At 56.4% G+C, this 14948-nt stretch carries 10 protein-coding genes and 1 pseudogene; 5 read left to right on the forward strand and 6 right to left on the reverse strand.

The window, feature by feature from the left end:
• Nucleotides 1-29: 29 nt before the first annotated feature.
• Nucleotides 30-1568: a nucleobase:cation symporter-2 family protein gene (locus N6V40_RS03155; RefSeq protein WP_262198974.1), complete on the forward strand. Its 1539-nt coding sequence runs from the start codon at nt 30-32 to the stop codon at nt 1566-1568.
• Nucleotides 1569-1653: 85 nt separating this feature from the next.
• On the opposite strand, the gene N6V40_RS03160 is transcribed toward N6V40_RS03155, so the two are convergent.
• The 4 genes from N6V40_RS03160 to N6V40_RS03175 are packed head-to-tail and all read right to left on the reverse strand — an operon-like array spanning nt 1654 to nt 7166.
• Nucleotides 1654-3021 (reverse strand): ABC transporter substrate-binding protein, encoded by a 1368-nt coding sequence (locus tag N6V40_RS03160; protein WP_131089580.1) that lies wholly within the window; start codon nt 3019-3021, stop codon nt 1654-1656.
• 9 nt (nt 3022-3030) lie between these two features.
• Nucleotides 3031-3969, reverse strand: a complete 939-nt coding sequence (locus tag N6V40_RS03165) for a carbohydrate ABC transporter permease (protein ID WP_262198976.1) — start codon at nt 3967-3969, stop codon at nt 3031-3033.
• 12 nt (nt 3970-3981) lie between these two features.
• Nucleotides 3982-4902 carry a carbohydrate ABC transporter permease gene (locus tag N6V40_RS03170; RefSeq protein WP_131089578.1) on the reverse strand — a complete coding sequence of 307 codons (921 nt, stop codon included), beginning with the start codon at nt 4900-4902 and terminating at the stop codon, nt 3982-3984.
• The gene (locus N6V40_RS03175; RefSeq protein ID WP_262198978.1) at nt 4899-7166 is read right to left on the reverse strand and encodes an alpha-galactosidase; all 2268 of its coding nucleotides are present in this window, start codon (nt 7164-7166) and stop codon (nt 4899-4901) included. Before N6V40_RS03175 ends, N6V40_RS03170 begins: the two co-directional genes overlap by 4 nt.
• A 171-nt stretch (nt 7167-7337) precedes the next feature.
• Here N6V40_RS03175 and N6V40_RS03180 point away from each other — a divergent pair, with 171 nt between their 5' ends.
• From N6V40_RS03180 to galE, 4 genes and pseudogenes are all read left to right on the forward strand, one after another.
• Nucleotides 7338-8120 carry a DeoR/GlpR family DNA-binding transcription regulator gene (locus tag N6V40_RS03180; protein ID WP_262198980.1) on the forward strand — a complete coding sequence of 261 codons (783 nt, stop codon included), beginning with the start codon at nt 7338-7340 and terminating at the stop codon, nt 8118-8120.
• Nucleotides 8120-9249, forward strand: a pseudogene (galT, locus tag N6V40_RS03185) (galactose-1-phosphate uridylyltransferase). Before N6V40_RS03180 ends, galT begins: the two are co-directional and overlap by 1 nt.
• On the forward strand, nt 9246-10442 hold the full coding sequence (gene galK, locus N6V40_RS03190) for a galactokinase (protein WP_262198982.1): 1197 nt from the start codon (nt 9246-9248) through the stop codon (nt 10440-10442). Before galT ends, galK begins: the two are co-directional and overlap by 4 nt.
• The gene (gene galE / locus N6V40_RS03195; RefSeq protein WP_262198983.1) at nt 10439-11401 is read left to right on the forward strand and encodes a UDP-glucose 4-epimerase GalE; all 963 of its coding nucleotides are present in this window, start codon (nt 10439-10441) and stop codon (nt 11399-11401) included. Before galK ends, galE begins: the two co-directional genes overlap by 4 nt.
• Nucleotides 11402-11483: 82 nt before the next feature.
• Here the strand turns inward: galE and N6V40_RS03200 are convergent, their stop codons facing one another.
• Entirely contained in the window at nt 11484-13526 is a 2043-nt protein-coding gene (locus tag N6V40_RS03200) for a beta-galactosidase (protein WP_262198985.1), read from the reverse strand.
• A gap of 97 nt (nt 13527-13623) precedes the next feature.
• Nucleotides 13624-14928: an ABC transporter substrate-binding protein gene (locus N6V40_RS03205; RefSeq protein ID WP_262198987.1), complete on the reverse strand. Its 1305-nt coding sequence runs from the start codon at nt 14926-14928 to the stop codon at nt 13624-13626.
• Nucleotides 14929-14948: the final 20 nt, after the last annotated feature.

The following is a 14948-nucleotide window of genomic DNA, read 5'->3' on the forward strand; positions in this document are numbered from 1 at the left end:
TTGGCAGCAACTGACGTAGGAGGTCAGCCTTGAGCGCTACACCTGATGAATCTATCAAAGCCATAAGACCCGAGGACACAAAACTTTCGGTTGGGAAAAGTCTGGCCTACGGCTTACAGCATGTCTTGACCATGTACGGAGGAATTATTGCTCCGCCACTGATCATCGGCAACGCAGCTGGAGTCTCACCAGAAGATATCGGCCTGCTCGTCGCTTGTTGTCTGTTTGTTGGTGGCATCGCCACCTTGCTGCAAACCATCGGCATTCCATTCTTCGGAGCTCAGTTACCTTTGGTGCAAGGCACCTCGTTCGCCTCGGTGGCTACCTTGGTGGCCATAGTGAACGGTGGCGGGGGACTGCCAGCGGCCTTCGGCGCAGTTCTTGTCGCAGCACTAATTGGGTTATTTGTTGCCCCGTTTTTCGCGAGGATTATCCGGTTCTTCCCGCCGGTTGTCACCGGCGTAGTCATCACGATGATCGGAATCTCGCTCACCCCGGTTGCCGCTAACTGGGCCATGGGCGGAGACGCAAAGGCCGAAAACTACGGATCGCTTAGCAATATTGGCTTGGCCGCCCTCACGCTCCTGGTAGTACTGCTGCTCTCCAAGGTGGGCAACGCTGCGATCTCACGCATGTCGATTCTGCTGGCCATCGTGATCGGAACCGTGGTTGCCGCCTTGCTTGGCATGACCGATTTTTCCAAGGTAGGCCAAGGCGCCTTCTTCGCTTTCCCTCGTCCCTTCGCTTTCGGAATGCCGGTATTTGAAATTGGCGGCATCATCTCCATGACCATCGTGGTGCTGGTGATCCTCACGGAGACTACGGCTGACGTTCTTGCTGTAGGTGAAATTGCTGGGACAAAGGTTGATTCAAAGCGTATCGCTAATGGACTGCGTGCCGATATGGCCTCCTCCGCGATTGCCCCGATATTTAATACCTTCACCCAGTCGGCGTTTGCGCAAAACGTTGGCCTAGTGGCTATCACGGGAATTACCAGCCGCTTTGTTGTGGCTACAGGCGGCGGCATCTTGATGGTGCTTGGCCTGCTTCCTGTCCTAGGACGCGTTGTTGCAGCCATTCCAACCCCAGTCTTGGGTGGTGCGGGAATCGTACTCTTTGGCACCGTGGCGGCATCCGGAATTCGTACGCTCTCTAAGGTCAAGTACGACGGCATGAACTTGGTCATCGTGGCCACGTCGATTGCCTTTGGTTGCATCCCGATCGTCAAGAGTGATTTCTACTCAGGTTTCCCCACCTGGTTTGAGACGATCTTCCACTCCGGCATTTCCTCCGCAGCCATCATGGCCGTGCTGCTCAATCTGCTGTTCAACGAATTCACTTTTGGCAATACCAAGAACGCTTCGGTCTTCTCGGCGGCCCCTCCTCGCATGGTCAAACAAGACGAAGTTTGCGGACTGATTGACGGAGACCATTTTGAAGACGGAAAGCTGATTGATAAGGAAGGGTACGAAATTCCTGTGGTCACTCCGGATGATTATCAAAAGATTCAAACCGGAGAAATCCAGATGCCACTTCCCAAGCTGAACCAGACTGGTTCAGGGCACTAAAAACGGGAAATCAGTGCACCGCTAAAAATAGATGTAGCCGACAGCCTAAGGCTGTCGGCTACATCTATGTGCAAGGTAAACGTGGCTAATTGGTGAACACGTTATTTATGGCGTCATTGGTTTTGTCCAAGGTGGACGCCGGCCTGCGGTTGGCCCAGAGATCTTCCAATGCTGGAATGATCAACGAGGTGACGTCGGCTCCGTGGTCAGTGACCGGAAGGTAGAACGTATTGCCTTCCTTCACTGGACCGGTGAAAGCTTCCGGATTCAGACCCTTTTCCGCGTAGATCTTTGAAGTGATATCCGTGGCGTCACGACGTGCTGGGAAGACCACGCCCGCCTTGGCGACCACGCTTTGGCACTTCTCGCTGGCCAGGTAGGCAACCCAACGTGCGGACGCTTCAGGGTTGTCACTGCTCTTGACTACCGAGTCGGCCAGTCCGTTAATGGCGGACTTGCTGGTTCCATCCGGACCCTTTGGCAAACGCGTTGCACCAATCTTGCTTTCGCTGGCTGCGTAGGACGCGTTCATCCAGGCTCCATCTGTCACCATGGCGACTGAACCGGAAGTGACCTGACCGATGACACCATCGGCGGAGTTGAACTGACCGTAATGTGGCATGAAGCCCTTGTCGGTGAGTCCAAAGTACCAGTCCAAAGTTTCATGAACTTTCGGATCATCGTAGTTGTAGTGGGTTCCCCACAGTGGCTGGTTGGTTGCCTGCCAACCGTTGGAAGCAGCGAAGCCTGCCCACTGGCTTTGACCCGCGTTATCGCCGCCGGAGTTGGACAGTCCTAGGCCATAAATCTTGACCTTGTTCTTGTCGAACCCAGGTTCATCGCCACGGGTTCCGTTGGCATCAACCGTCAGGTGAGCGACTACCTTTTCGAAACTACCGCCATCGGTTGGGGCCCACTGCGAGTTGGAAACCTCTTCGGGTTTGACCCCTGCGTCCTCGAAGATTTTCTGGTTGTAGTACACCGCGATGGTGTCCCAGTCCTTAGGCATTCCGTACTGTTTGCCATCTTCACCGGTCCACAAATCTTTGAGCCCGTCTTGGAACGCATCTTGATCTACACCCTGGATGTCTTTGAAATCATCCAGTGGTGCCAGAACATCTAGCGAAACGAACTGTGGGTATTGCGAAACGTGGTTGGTGAAAACATCTGGCCCGGTGCCGGCGATGAAGCTTGCGGTGAGCTTGCTCCAGTAGTCGTCCCAACCGTACTGGGTGATGTTCACCTTCAGCTCTGGATTGTCTTTTTCAAAGCCGCTGGCGCATTTCTGATATGCCGGAAGCTGGCTGGTGTCCCACATCCAGTAATCGATGGTGTTGGAGGACTGAGCGTTCTCACCGTTGCCTGCACAACCAGTTAAAGCCAGTGCAGTGGTAGCGAGTACGGCGGTGATTCTCCGGGCGCGCTGTGAGGAGCGAAGTTCAGTGGATTTCATTGGGTTCTCCTATTTGATGCCGCTGAAGCCGATGGAGTTTACGATGCGCTTGGCGAAGACACCGAAGAGCAGAATCATGGGCAACGCTGCAATGAGTGTTGCTGCCATGAGCCCAGCCCAGTCAGTTCCCGATTGAGGGGACTGGGAACGGAAGACACCCAAAGCCACGGTGAGCACTCGCGAGGAGTCAGTGTAGGAAACCATCAACGGCCAGAAGTAGTCGTTCCACGAGGTGATGTAGGTCAGGATTCCCAAGGTGGCCAACGGTGAGCTGGACATTGGAAGCACAATGCGGAAGAAGATTCCTACTTTGGATACCCCATCAATCAATGCCGATTCTTCGATTTCCTTAGGCACGTTCAAGAAGAACTGGCGGAAGAAAAATACCGCAAAGGGCGTCATGAACATCGTAGGCAAGGCAATGCCCACCAGGTTATCGATCAAACCGAGCTGCTTGATCAAGACGAAGTTTGGCAACAGGGTGAAAATCGAAGGGACCATCAGTCCACCGATGAAGATTGCAAATACCTTGTCTCGTCCCGGCCAGGTCAAACGCGAAAACGCGAAGGCTGCCATGGCTGAGAAAGTTAGCTGGCAAACGGTGATCAGGGTAGAAACAAACACCGAGTTGAGCAGGTAACGCCAGAAGTCTAGCTGCGTACCCGAACCGCCTTCAGCGATGGCCTGTTCGGTGCTCTGCAGCCCCAAAACACGTTCAAATGCGCCAAAAGTGAATTCTGGTGGTAGCCACGAAGCCGGGTTGGCTTGCAGGCCCTGGTTGGTGGACAGCGCCGTGCGGAGCATCCAGTAGAACGGGAACAAGGTAACGATAATGACCAGAATCATTACCACCCAGGCCACGATGCGTCCTGGGGATACACGTCGGCCAACCTTGATAGGTTCCGGTGCCGTGGTCTTTGTTGCGCGATGAGCTGCTGTAGTTGTCATGGTGGACCGCCGTTAGTTCATGTCGCTAGACCCGGCACGGGTCAAACGGAATTGGATGAAGGTGATGATGCCCAGTACCACTAGCAGCGCTACTGACATTGCTGAGGCGTAACCGAACTGGAAGCGCCCAAAAGCTACGTCGTAGATGTAGAGCTGCAGAACGTTGGTGGCGTTGGCTGGTCCACCGCCGGTGGTCACCGCGACCGTGTCAAAGACCTGGAAGGAACCGATGACCGTCATGATCAACACGAGGGCAAGAATCGGACGCAGTAGCGGCATGGTGATGGAGAAGAAGGAACGGAATTCGCCCGCGCCATCTAGTTTGGCTGCTTCAAAAACATCGTTGGGCAGCATCTGCAAGCCAGCAAAAATCAGTAGTGCCGTGTAACCGACGTGACGCCACACGTTGATCAACGCGATGGTAGGAATAGCCCACGTTTCACTCGAAAGGAAACCAATCTTCTCCACACCAATCCACTCAAGGATTTGGTTGGCCACACCAAACTGAACATCCAAGATCCACAGGAACACGATGGCCGTAACCACGTTGGAGACCAGGTAAGGCATCAGCACGATTCCACGCAATAGTGTGGACTGGGTCAGCCGGTGCATGAGCAAGGCAATGACCAGCGCTACCGCAGTCTGCAGTCCAATGTTGATCACCACGTACTCAATGGTGACCTTCATGGACTGCCAAAATACCGGATCACCAAACATGCGCTCGTAGTTAGCGAACCCGACAAACTCAGCCGGAGTGAGCAGGTTGTACGAGGTGAAGCTCAACCAGATACCGCGCAGGGTTGGCCAGACGAGGAAAACCAAAAAACCAATGGCCGCCGGAGTTAAGAAGATGATTGCCAGACGAAGGTCTTGGCGTGAGCGACGGCTTCGTTTAGCCTGGCTCAGCGAGCGGTAGGGGGCTGCGGAACTCATTTGGTTTCCTTAGTGCTGGTTGCGCGCAGGTGCAAGATGCGCAGAGATTCGGGGTTGAGCCAAGGGCTGAAGACTCCTGCTTTTTGCAGTCCAGCGCCACTGAGGATGACTGTTTCCGCAACGGGCCACCATGCGGGCAGACGCATATTGAGTTCACGGTGAGTCGACTGTGGATGGCGAGACTGGTACTCGGCGCTCGCCGGGAATCCAGGGGTGACATCGCGGATCTGGTAATCCAGCGAGTTATCTAGTCCAGCAAATCTGAACTTTCCGATAGGGTCGGTGTCCGCTAGTGCCAGGCTGACCACGGCGAAAAGTCCCTCGGTGCCGTCTTGGCTTACCACTCCGTGGATGTCCAACGATGAATCGAACTGGTCCACGCGCACCATACGACCGGTGTGTAGTAGCTCGCGGTGTTCCTTGTGGGATTCGATCCAGGCACGAAGTTCCTTCATGTCCTCTGGATCGGCTTCGGTCAGGTCCCACTCGATGCCCATATGTCCCCAGAACGCAGTACCTGCACGGTAGTGCAAGGAGTGATTCCGGTGGGTGGTGTGCGAAGCGCCGGAGGCAACGTGTGAACCCATAAGTTCAGCTGGGATCAGCTGCTGGGTCCAACGGTGTATCTGCTGACGCTCAAATGGGTCAATATCATCCGAAGCCCAAACACGGTCGGTGTGTTCCAGTACGCCCAGATCAACACGGGCTCCACCGGAGGAGCAAGATTCGATTTCCAATTCTGGGAATCGTTCCTTGAGCTCAGCCATCAGGCGGTAGGCTGCCTGAGTCTGCGCATGCACCGATGCTTTACCGGTCAGCTGATTGCCGGCTTCAAGCAGATCACGGTTGTGATCCCACTTGATGTAGGCGATGTTGTGGGCTTCGAGTACCGCAAGCATCTGCTCGCGGACGTGTTCGTAGGCTCCATCAATGGCCAGGTTCAGCACCTGCTGATGGCGGCTTTCAATGGGCAGTCGCTGACTTGGAGCCATGATCCACTCCGGATGCGCGTGGGCAACTTCGGAATCAACGTTGACCATTTCAGGTTCAAACCACAGACCAAATTCCATGCCCAGGGAAGTAACGTGATCAATCAGGGGATTCAGGCCCTGTGGCCAAACCTCTGGTGATACGGTCCAGTCGCCCAGACCTGAAGTGTCATCGCGGCGCGAGCCGAACCAGCCATCATCAAGCACATAGCGTTCAACACCAAGGTCGGCGGCGCGATCAGCCAGCAATTTGAGTTTGGCCAGATCGTGGTTGAAGTACACCGCTTCCCAGACGTTCAGGGTTACCGGACGTGGGCGTTGTGGGTGAGTGGGGCGGGCGCGCAACCAGCTGTGAAGACGGTGAGCCTGATCATCCAGACCGTTGCCGTAGACGCCGTAGATCCACGGGGTGTCGACGGTTTCGCCCTGTCCCAGCTCAATTTCTCCGGGCATCAGCAGTTCGCTGGCGCCCAAGGCGCGGTTGCCATCGTAGAGTTTCTCGGCCCAGACGCGCTGGTTGCCCGAGTATCCGAGGTGAAGGCCCCAGAGTTCGCCGGTGGCAAAGTTGAAGCCGGGTTCGCCAACGTTTAGCACGTAGCTGGCGTCTGCGCCGGTGCGGCCCTTACGGTTTTCGCGCAGGTGAGTACCTACGGTCAGTTCGCGGCGCTGTGGGACGCGTTCTTTGCCCCAGTGTCCTGCAAAGTCGAGGATCTGGCTGGCGTTGCTTGGCAGTGGCAGTAGTAGGCCAAACTCGTGAACCTGGTAAGCGGTGGCTGCGGTATTACGCAGTGTTCCGCGAGCTCGGAACACACCCTGTGCGGTGAGTTCGAAGTCTAGACCAAGCTCCAGATCGCTTTCGGTGTCGGCAGCGAGGATCTGAAGTGTGGCGGCCGTTGCCGAAGTTAGTTCACCGTTGATGGTGATCTCTTGCGCGTCGGCGTTGCGCAGAACTGCGGAGGTCACCGTGAACTTAGGCGACCAGTCTTTGCCTGCACGGGTTCCGCTTAGTCCTGGGCGTCCTGACCAGCCTGCGTGTTGGGATCCCAAGATGTCGGTGCGTACCGGCAGGTCCTGATTGTTGGAAGTGACGTGGTTGGTGTTGGCGGTGGCCAAGGTGATCGCCTGCTGGGAAGTGAGCTTCCCTAGGGTGGCGCCCCAGTGGACGATGGAAGGTAGCTGTTGCCCGCCAAGGTCGATGAGCACTGACACGTCGCCGCTGTTCAAGTGAACAAGGCACTGTGCGTCAATGTTTAGCTGTTCTTCATGATGAATCATGTGCGTTCCTCTTTGAATGCCGATACGGGCAACGTTGTCAGGTCATGTGCTTTAGATCATAGTAGAATGAACATAAGCAAACAACAAGACTGTTGAAATAAACATGTTTGTGTTTAGATTATGAAGAAGAATCAACACCGTCGCCGTGCGGCGAGGAAGAATGGAGCCCCCGTGAGTGAGAGCCTGCCTGGCCGTCGTCGCCAACAAATTCTTGAGCGCGTGCGCGCCGCGGGCGCAGCAAAAGTTGCGGACCTCGCTGCTGAATTTGGCGTATCCGACATGACAGTTCGCCGTGACTTGAACCAGTTGGTTAAGGACGGAGAGCTTCATAAGGTTCACGGCGGCGCCGAATTACAACAGGACTCATCAGCGGATGAACCAGGGTTCCAAAGCAAATCGCAGCTGCAACTACCGGAGAAAGCTGCCATCGCTTCGGCAGCAGCCAAACTGGTTGAACCAGGAATGTCAGTCTCACTGACTTCCGGAACCACGACCTTCGCCCTAGCTCGCGCGCTGCGCCAAATTCCGCGCATCACCGTGGTGACTAATTCGCCAAGGATTGCAGACCTTCTTCAAGACGCTCCAGTAGAAGGTCAGACCGTACTGCTCACCGGCGGCATGAGAACCGTTTCGGATGCATTGGTCGGCCCCCTTGCCACCGCAGCAATTTCTTCCTTGCATGTGGACCGCTGCTTTATGGGCGTCCATGGTTTCAGCGTTGAAGATGGTCTGAGCACTCCAAACATGATGGAAGTTGAAGTCAACCGACTCTTCCTTGAACGCAGTAACAGCAATGTGTTGTTGGCTGATCACAGCAAATGGGGGACTAAAGGTCTGTACCGTATTGCTGAACTTGCTGCCATCGACACCCTCATCACCGATGACGCTTTATCCCCTGCGGATGTGGACGCCATTACCGAGCACATTCATGATCTGAGACTGGAGAAAGCCTGATGGTAGTCAAAAACATCGAGTCCGAGACGCTCGCTGAACATTGGATAAGTCATCGCTTAGCTGACGGACGCGAGTCAGTGTTTTTGCAGATCCCGGCAGCACACTCCCGCAACAGATCAACGACGAACGTGAACTAGATCCGCGCGGCGAGCCCGGAGAGCTACGTTTTGACCGTTTGACCGGAGACTGGGTGGCCGTGGCGGCGCACCGCCAGTCACGCACCTACCTTCCTCCCAAGGACCAGTGCCCACTGTGCCCGAGCGTCGGGGCGCGACACAGTGAGATTCCCGCCGAGGAATTTGACGTAGTGGTCTTCGAAAACCGCTTCCCATCGCTCGGCCCTGCTCTTGGCCGGGTGCCAGCACCTGCAGCTGACGGGACGCTACCTGAACAGCCACTGAGCGCTGTGGGGCGTTGCGAAGTGGTTGTATTCACCTCTGACCATGCCGGTTCTTTTGGCTCGCTGACCGATGATCGGGCACGCACCGTGGTGGACGCCTGGGCTCATCGAACTCGTGAGCTTTCAGCGATGGAGGGCATTGAACAAGTTTTCATCTTTGAAAATCGCGGCCAGGATATTGGCGTGACCCTGCACCATCCTCATGGCCAGATTTACGCTTATCCTTACGTGACCCCGACGGCAAAAAAGATCGCTGAACAAGCGCGCGAATACTACACACAGACGCAAAAGACGTTGCTGGGACAGATCCTTGAATCTGAAATCGAGGATGGATCGCGAATTGTTGCTCGTGGGGAACACTTCACTGTGTTTGTTCCGTATGCAGCGCGCTGGCCGTTGGAAGCTCACCTGGTTCCGCACCGCCATGTTCCAGACTTTGCGGCGTTGAATAAGGAAGAAAAAGACGAATTAGCGATCATGTACCGCGATCTCTTGCGTCGTTTTGATGGTCTCTATGACACGCCTACCCCGTACATTGCCGCCTGGCATCAGGCACCGATTAACGAAGCGGACAGGGCTGCCACCCGATTGCACCTACAGCTGACCAGCCCACGACGTGCTGCGGACAAGCTGAAGTTCTTGGCCGGCTCTGAGGCCGCCATGGGTGCATTTATCAATGACATTACGCCGGAACAGACGGCAGCAAGATTGCGAGAGGTGTCGCTTTGAGCAACAGCGAAATCCACGAACCAGCAGGACGAATCGAAAACCTGCGTCAGAAGTTCTTGAAACTTTACGGACGTCACCCGGAAGGTATCTGGCGTGCGCCGGGGCGGGTAAATCTGATCGGTGAGCACACCGACTACAACCTGGGCTACGTGCTTCCTTTTGCCATTGATAAAAATGCGTTGGTGGCGATTCGTCGCAAGGCACAGTTTGAGCATTCGGCGAACGAACTGAACCTAGCGTCAACCTACGGTGCAGATGAAGATCCCAAGGTCACCAGCGTGCCACTTGATGGGCTGACACCTCAGTCCGTTTCTGGCTGGGCCGCCTATCCAACCGCTGTGGTGTGGGCACTAAACCAGTTGGACGACGTTGAGATCTCTGGCTTTGAACTGCTGGTGGATTCCGATGTGCCAGTGGGTTCAGGGCTATCGTCCTCACACGCTTTGGAAGTCAGCACCATCGTGGCACTGAAAGATCTGTATGATCTGGGGCTTTCACACACTCAGATGGCTCAACTAACGCAGCGGGCCGAAAACGAATTTGTTGGCGCTCCGACCGGCATCATGGACCAAAGTGCTTCGTTGATGTCTCGTGCTGAGAATGCCTTGTTCCTCGATTGCCGATCCATGGAATCTCGCGCGGTACCGTTGCCACTGGCACAGAACGACGCGGTGGTATTGGTCATCGATACCCGTGTGGAGCATTCACATGTAGATGGTGGTTATGCCGCACGTCGACGTAGTTGTGAACAAGCAGCTGAGATCTTGCGGGTCCCTTCACTGCGTGATGTGGGAACTGTTGATGAGCTACAGGTCATTGAAGATGAGCTGGTTCGTCGACGAGCAAAGCATATTGTCACCGAAAATCAGCGAGTGTTGGACACCGTGCAGGCGCTGGAAGCCGGGGATCTGCAGGCCGTTGGCAAGCTTTTGTACCAATCACACGTTTCGATGCGTGATGACTACGAGATTTCCTGCGAAGAGCTAGATACTGCCGTTGAAGCATCACTAGCAGCCGGGGCAATTGGTGCGCGGATGACCGGTGGCGGTTTTGGTGGAAGTTCCATTGCACTGATCCATCGGGAGCAGATCGAAGCGGTTAGCCAAGCGGTCCTGGAAGCATTTGCCCAGGCCGGCTTTAAAGCCCCGAATATTTTCACTGTTGTTGCAGATCAAGGAGCGGGCCGCGCATGAGTTGGTTAGTTACCGGCGGAGCTGGATACATCGGATCGCATGTAGTGCGTTCATTGGAGCAGGCTTCAATGAACCCGGTCATTGTTGATTCCATGTCCAGCGGTGTCCGCGGATTTGTTGCCAACGAGCTACCTTTTTATTCGGTCAATGTGCTGGATACCGAAAAGCTCACCGAAATCATGAAGCGCCATGACATCACCGGCGTGATCCACTTGGCCGGTTACAAGTACGCGGGCGAATCGGTAAAAAATCCGTTGCTGACTTTTGAACAAAACGTCACCGGCACCGCCAACCTACTTCGGGCTATGGAAAACGCGCGGGTGCAGAATATCGTTTTCTCTTCATCTGCGGCTGTGTATGGCACCCCATCGGTTGAGCTGGTCACCGAGGACACCGGAACCTTCCCGGAATCTCCTTATGGTCAAAGCAAGCTCATTGGTGAATGGCTGATTCGTGATCAGGCCGTGGCGACGGGGCTGAAGCACACCTCGCTGCGTTACTTCAACGTGGTGGGTTCGGGCAGCGAAGGGCTGTACGACGCCAGCCCGCACAACTTGTTCCCGCTGGTATTCAAAGCTCTCAATGAATCCAAGACACCGAAGATCTTCGGTACCGACTACGAGACCGCGGACGGCACCTGCGTGCGCGACTACGTGCACGTGGCCGATTTGGCGTTGGCGCACGTTGAGGCTGCGAAGAAGTTGGAAGCCGGCACCAAACTGGAGCCGGTCTACAACCTGGGCTCTGGCGACGGTGTTTCCGTGCGAGAAATAATGAACGCGGTGGCCAAGGTGACCGGTATTCAATTCACCGCAATAGAAGAAGCACGCCGCCCGGGCGATCCGGCGCGAATTGTTGCTGACGGACAGTTGGCCGCTCGTGACTTGGACTGGCAGATGCGCCATAGCCTCGAAGAGATGGTTCAGAGCGCCCACCGGGCCTCACAATCCCGAGCGTAAATCATCACCTAGCTGGTGATTAAGTGGTCATGCGAGGTGCCCCCGAAAGGGGGCACCTCGCATGACCTTTGTGGTTCCGCAGTTAGTTATTGCGGGACAGTTCAAATACCGCAACTTCCCGGCCGCCCAGGGTTCCCTTGGCACCCGGAGCATCCGCCGAACCAATGATCTGGCCTTCAACACCGTCCAGGCTCAGTTCGGTGTTGGTTCGGTTGATCAGGAAGGCAAAGTCCGACTTCTCGCCGCGGCGCAGGGCAAATTCAACCTGACCACGCAGGTGTTCTGGAAGTTCGGAGACGATACCTGCAGCGTCCAACAACTTGCCTAGCACCGCCGTGCGGGCAGCAGAATCTAGTCGGGTTGCAACGTAGCTGGCACTGCCAGATGCCAAGACGCGTCTGGTCACCGCTGGCCGGCCGCCGAGTTCCTCATCCTGCTCAAAACTGGCCAGCACGCTGACGTTTTCTGCGGTGATATCAACAATCTCGGTCCACAACTCGCCTTGGCCAGGAACCGAACCCAGTGACACAGTTTCGCCTGGGTGCAGGGGACGGAACTCCTCAACACGGATGCCAAGTACATCGCGCAAGGCGCCGGGGTAGCCGCCGAGCCAGGCATGGTCGTTTTCATCAACGATGCCAGAGAAGTAGGTGGTGACAAGGTGTCCGCCAGCCTGAACATAGCCTTCCAAGCGTTGGGCCAGAGGCTTTGGCACCGAGTACAGCACCGGTGCGATGACCATGTCGTAACCGGAGAAGTCGTGGCTTACCGGCATCACATCGGCACGAACGCCCATGTCGATTAGCGCGCACCACCAGGCGAAGGCTTCCTCACGGTAGCGCAGCCGATCGGTGGGGTGTGAGTCTAATTCGCTGCCCCACCACGACTGCCAATCAAAGAGGATCGCCACCTGAGATGGCGCCCGGTTGCTACCCAACACGGGGCCGAGCTGGCCAAGTCGCTCACCGAGGCCCACCACATCACGGAAGAGTCGAGAGTCAGCGCCGGCATGCGGAACCATGGCCGAGTGGAACTTCTCCGCACCGGCAGCTGACTGGCGCCACTGGAAGTAGCAGACCGCGTCGGCACCATGAGCCACGTGAGTTAAGGAATCGCGGGTCAGTTCTCCCGGGGCCTTAGGTCGGTTGATCGGTTGCCAATTCACCGCACTGGTTGAATGCTCCATCAGGAACCACGGTTCGCCGTGCGCCACCCCGGAGGTCAGTGCGGCAGAGAAGCCGAGTTCATCGCGCGAACGCTCAACGGGTTGACGGTAGTGGTCGTTGGAAACGAAGTCCACTTCTTGCGCCCAGTCGGCGTAGTCCGCAAATCCGGTCTCACCCATGATCATGAAGTTGGTGGTCACCGGAATCTTCGGGGTGATGCGTCGGAGCACTTCTCGTTCCGACGAGAGGTAGTGCTTCAATGCGTCGGAGCTGAAGCGGGAGAAGTCCAGCTGCTGGGTGGGATTGGGGAACGCGGCGGCTTGCCGTGGTGGCAGGATCTGCTCAAAGCTGCCGTATTGCTGGGCCCAGAAGGCGGTGCCCCAGGCGTGGTTCAGCGCTTCAATGCTCCCGTAACGTTTACGGAGCCAGTCGCGGAAGGCTACGGCAGCATCATCGGAATAGTCGTAGGCATTGTGGCAACCTAGCTCGTTATTTACGTGCCAGGCGACAATCGCCGGATGGTCTTTATAGCGCTCGGCTAACTTTTCTACCAGCGCGAGGGAGTACTTGCGGAAGATCGGGCTGGTGGGGCGCCAGTGCTGACGTCCACCTTGCCAGAGGGTGTTTCCTTCACTGGTCACCGGCAGGATTTCTGGGTGCAACATGCTCAACCATGCTGGCGGGGAGGCGGTGGCGGTGGCCAGATCCACGCCGATGCCATTGGCGTGCAGCAGGTCTATGACTTCGTCGAGCCATTCGAAGTCCCAGCTGTTTTCGGTTGGCTGTAGCTTCGCCCAAGAGAAAATGGCGACACTGACTACATCCACCCCTGCCTGAGTCATAAGTGCGACGTCTTCATCCCAGACCTCGCGGGGCCACTGTTCGGGGTTGTAGTCGGCACCGAATGAAAGGCGTGGTTGCTTTGAAGCGGGGGTGCGCAACCAGCGGTGGTGTTGCATGGAGTGTTCTCCTGGATCAATGTGTGTGATGGGGGTGGAGCGCCGTGGCCGGGACAGAAACTGTTCTGCCCCGGCGGTGGCGCGGGGTAGTGCGTGGTTACTTGGCGGTGAAGCCCTGGTCGGTGGCGTAGGTCTGCAGCGACTTCTGCCACTGGCCCAGTCCGTCACTCAAGGTGGTGTTTGAGATGTAGGCCTTGCCCGCGGTGTCATTAAAGATGCTGTTGGCGTACGCCTGGAATGGCAGGTAGGACCAGCCCGGAACCACGTTGGCCGAAGAATCGGAGAGGACCTTGTTGATCTGCTGTCCGCCGAAGTAGTCGAACTTACGGTTCAAGAATTCCTCGTCGTTCAAATCCTTGGTGGTTGCCGGGAAGGCGCCCTGGCTGATGCGCAGATCCGCACCTTCACCGACGGTGGCGAATTCTAGGAAGTCGTAGGCCAAAGCGGCATTCTTGCTGTCCTTCAGGACACTCAGACCACTGCCGCCGTTTTCTGCGGTGGCCTTATTTCCGTCTTCCCACTGTGGCATGGGAGCAACTTTCCAGTCTCCGGAACCTTCAGCTACGCCGGATTCCATATTGGCTGGCATCCATGCGCCGGTCACCAATGAAGCAATGGTTCCGTCACCCAGACCCTTGTACCACTCGTCGCTCCAGGAGGTGATGGGAGCGACCATCTTGTCATCGAGCAATGGCTGCCAGAGCTTGGTGACCTTTTGGGCGCCTTCATCGTTCAGGTTGATGCCTACCTCGGTGCCTTGCGTGGTGAAGGGCTTGCCGCCCGCCTGCCAGATCAATGAGGTGATGAAGCCAGCATCGCCGGTGTCGTTGACCATGTAGGACTTGGGGTCTGCCTCGTGCAGCTTACGAGCTGCTGCCGCGTACTGCTCCCAGGTTTTTGGTACGTCGATGTTGTGCTTTTTGAACAGGGCCGCGTTGTAGAACAGGGCCATCGGACCGGAATCCATCGGCAGTCCGTAGACCTTGGAGTCGGTGCTCATCCCTTCCCATGGTCCGGTGGCGAACTGGTCAGCCAGCTTGTCCGCACCAAATTCGTTGAGTTCCGCCAGAGATTCGCTGAGCTCAAACTGGCCCATGGCGAAGTACTCGAGCTGGGCGATATCTGGGCCACCGGAGCCTGCGCTGATGGCGTTTTGCACGGCGGTGTACTGGTCATTGCCGGTGCCGACGTTTACGAGATCAATTTTTACCTCGGGGTGTTCTTCCTCGTACGCTTCGACAACTTTTTTGAGGGTGGGTTCCCACGCCCAAATGGTCAGTTCCCCGCCCTCGGCGGCGGCCTTACTGGGGTCCTGGCCGACACCGCAGGCGGTGAGTCCGAGTGCGGCGGACAGTGCCAGGGCGGTGCCGGCGAGCAGGCGGCGGGTTGTCTTCGTTGACATGGTGGTGTTCCCCGTTCGAT

The organism is Glutamicibacter sp. M10 (assembly GCF_025452055.1).
In the GTDB taxonomy this organism is placed as follows: Bacteria; Actinomycetota; Actinomycetes; order Actinomycetales; family Micrococcaceae; genus Glutamicibacter.

Bases quoted from the DNA above. Each gene is read 5' to 3' on its own strand.
- N6V40_RS03170 (WP_131089578.1), bottom strand. From the start codon at position 4,902: ATGAGTTCCGCAGCCCCCTACCGCTCGCTGAGCCAGGCTAAACGAAGC.
- N6V40_RS03160 (WP_131089580.1), bottom strand. From the start codon at position 3,021: ATGAAATCCACTGAACTTCGCTCCTCACAGCGCGCCCGGAGAATCACC.
- galE (WP_262198983.1), top strand. From the start codon at position 10,439: ATGAGTTGGTTAGTTACCGGCGGAGCTGGATACATCGGATCGCATGTA.
- N6V40_RS03175 (WP_262198978.1), bottom strand. From the start codon at position 7,166: ATGATTCATCATGAAGAACAGCTAAACATTGACGCACAGTGCCTTGTT.
- N6V40_RS03205 (WP_262198987.1), bottom strand. From the start codon at position 14,928: ATGTCAACGAAGACAACCCGCCGCCTGCTCGCCGGCACCGCCCTGGCA.
- N6V40_RS03165 (WP_262198976.1), bottom strand. From the start codon at position 3,969: ATGACAACTACAGCAGCTCATCGCGCAACAAAGACCACGGCACCGGAA.
- N6V40_RS03200 (WP_262198985.1), bottom strand. From the start codon at position 13,526: ATGCAACACCACCGCTGGTTGCGCACCCCCGCTTCAAAGCAACCACGC.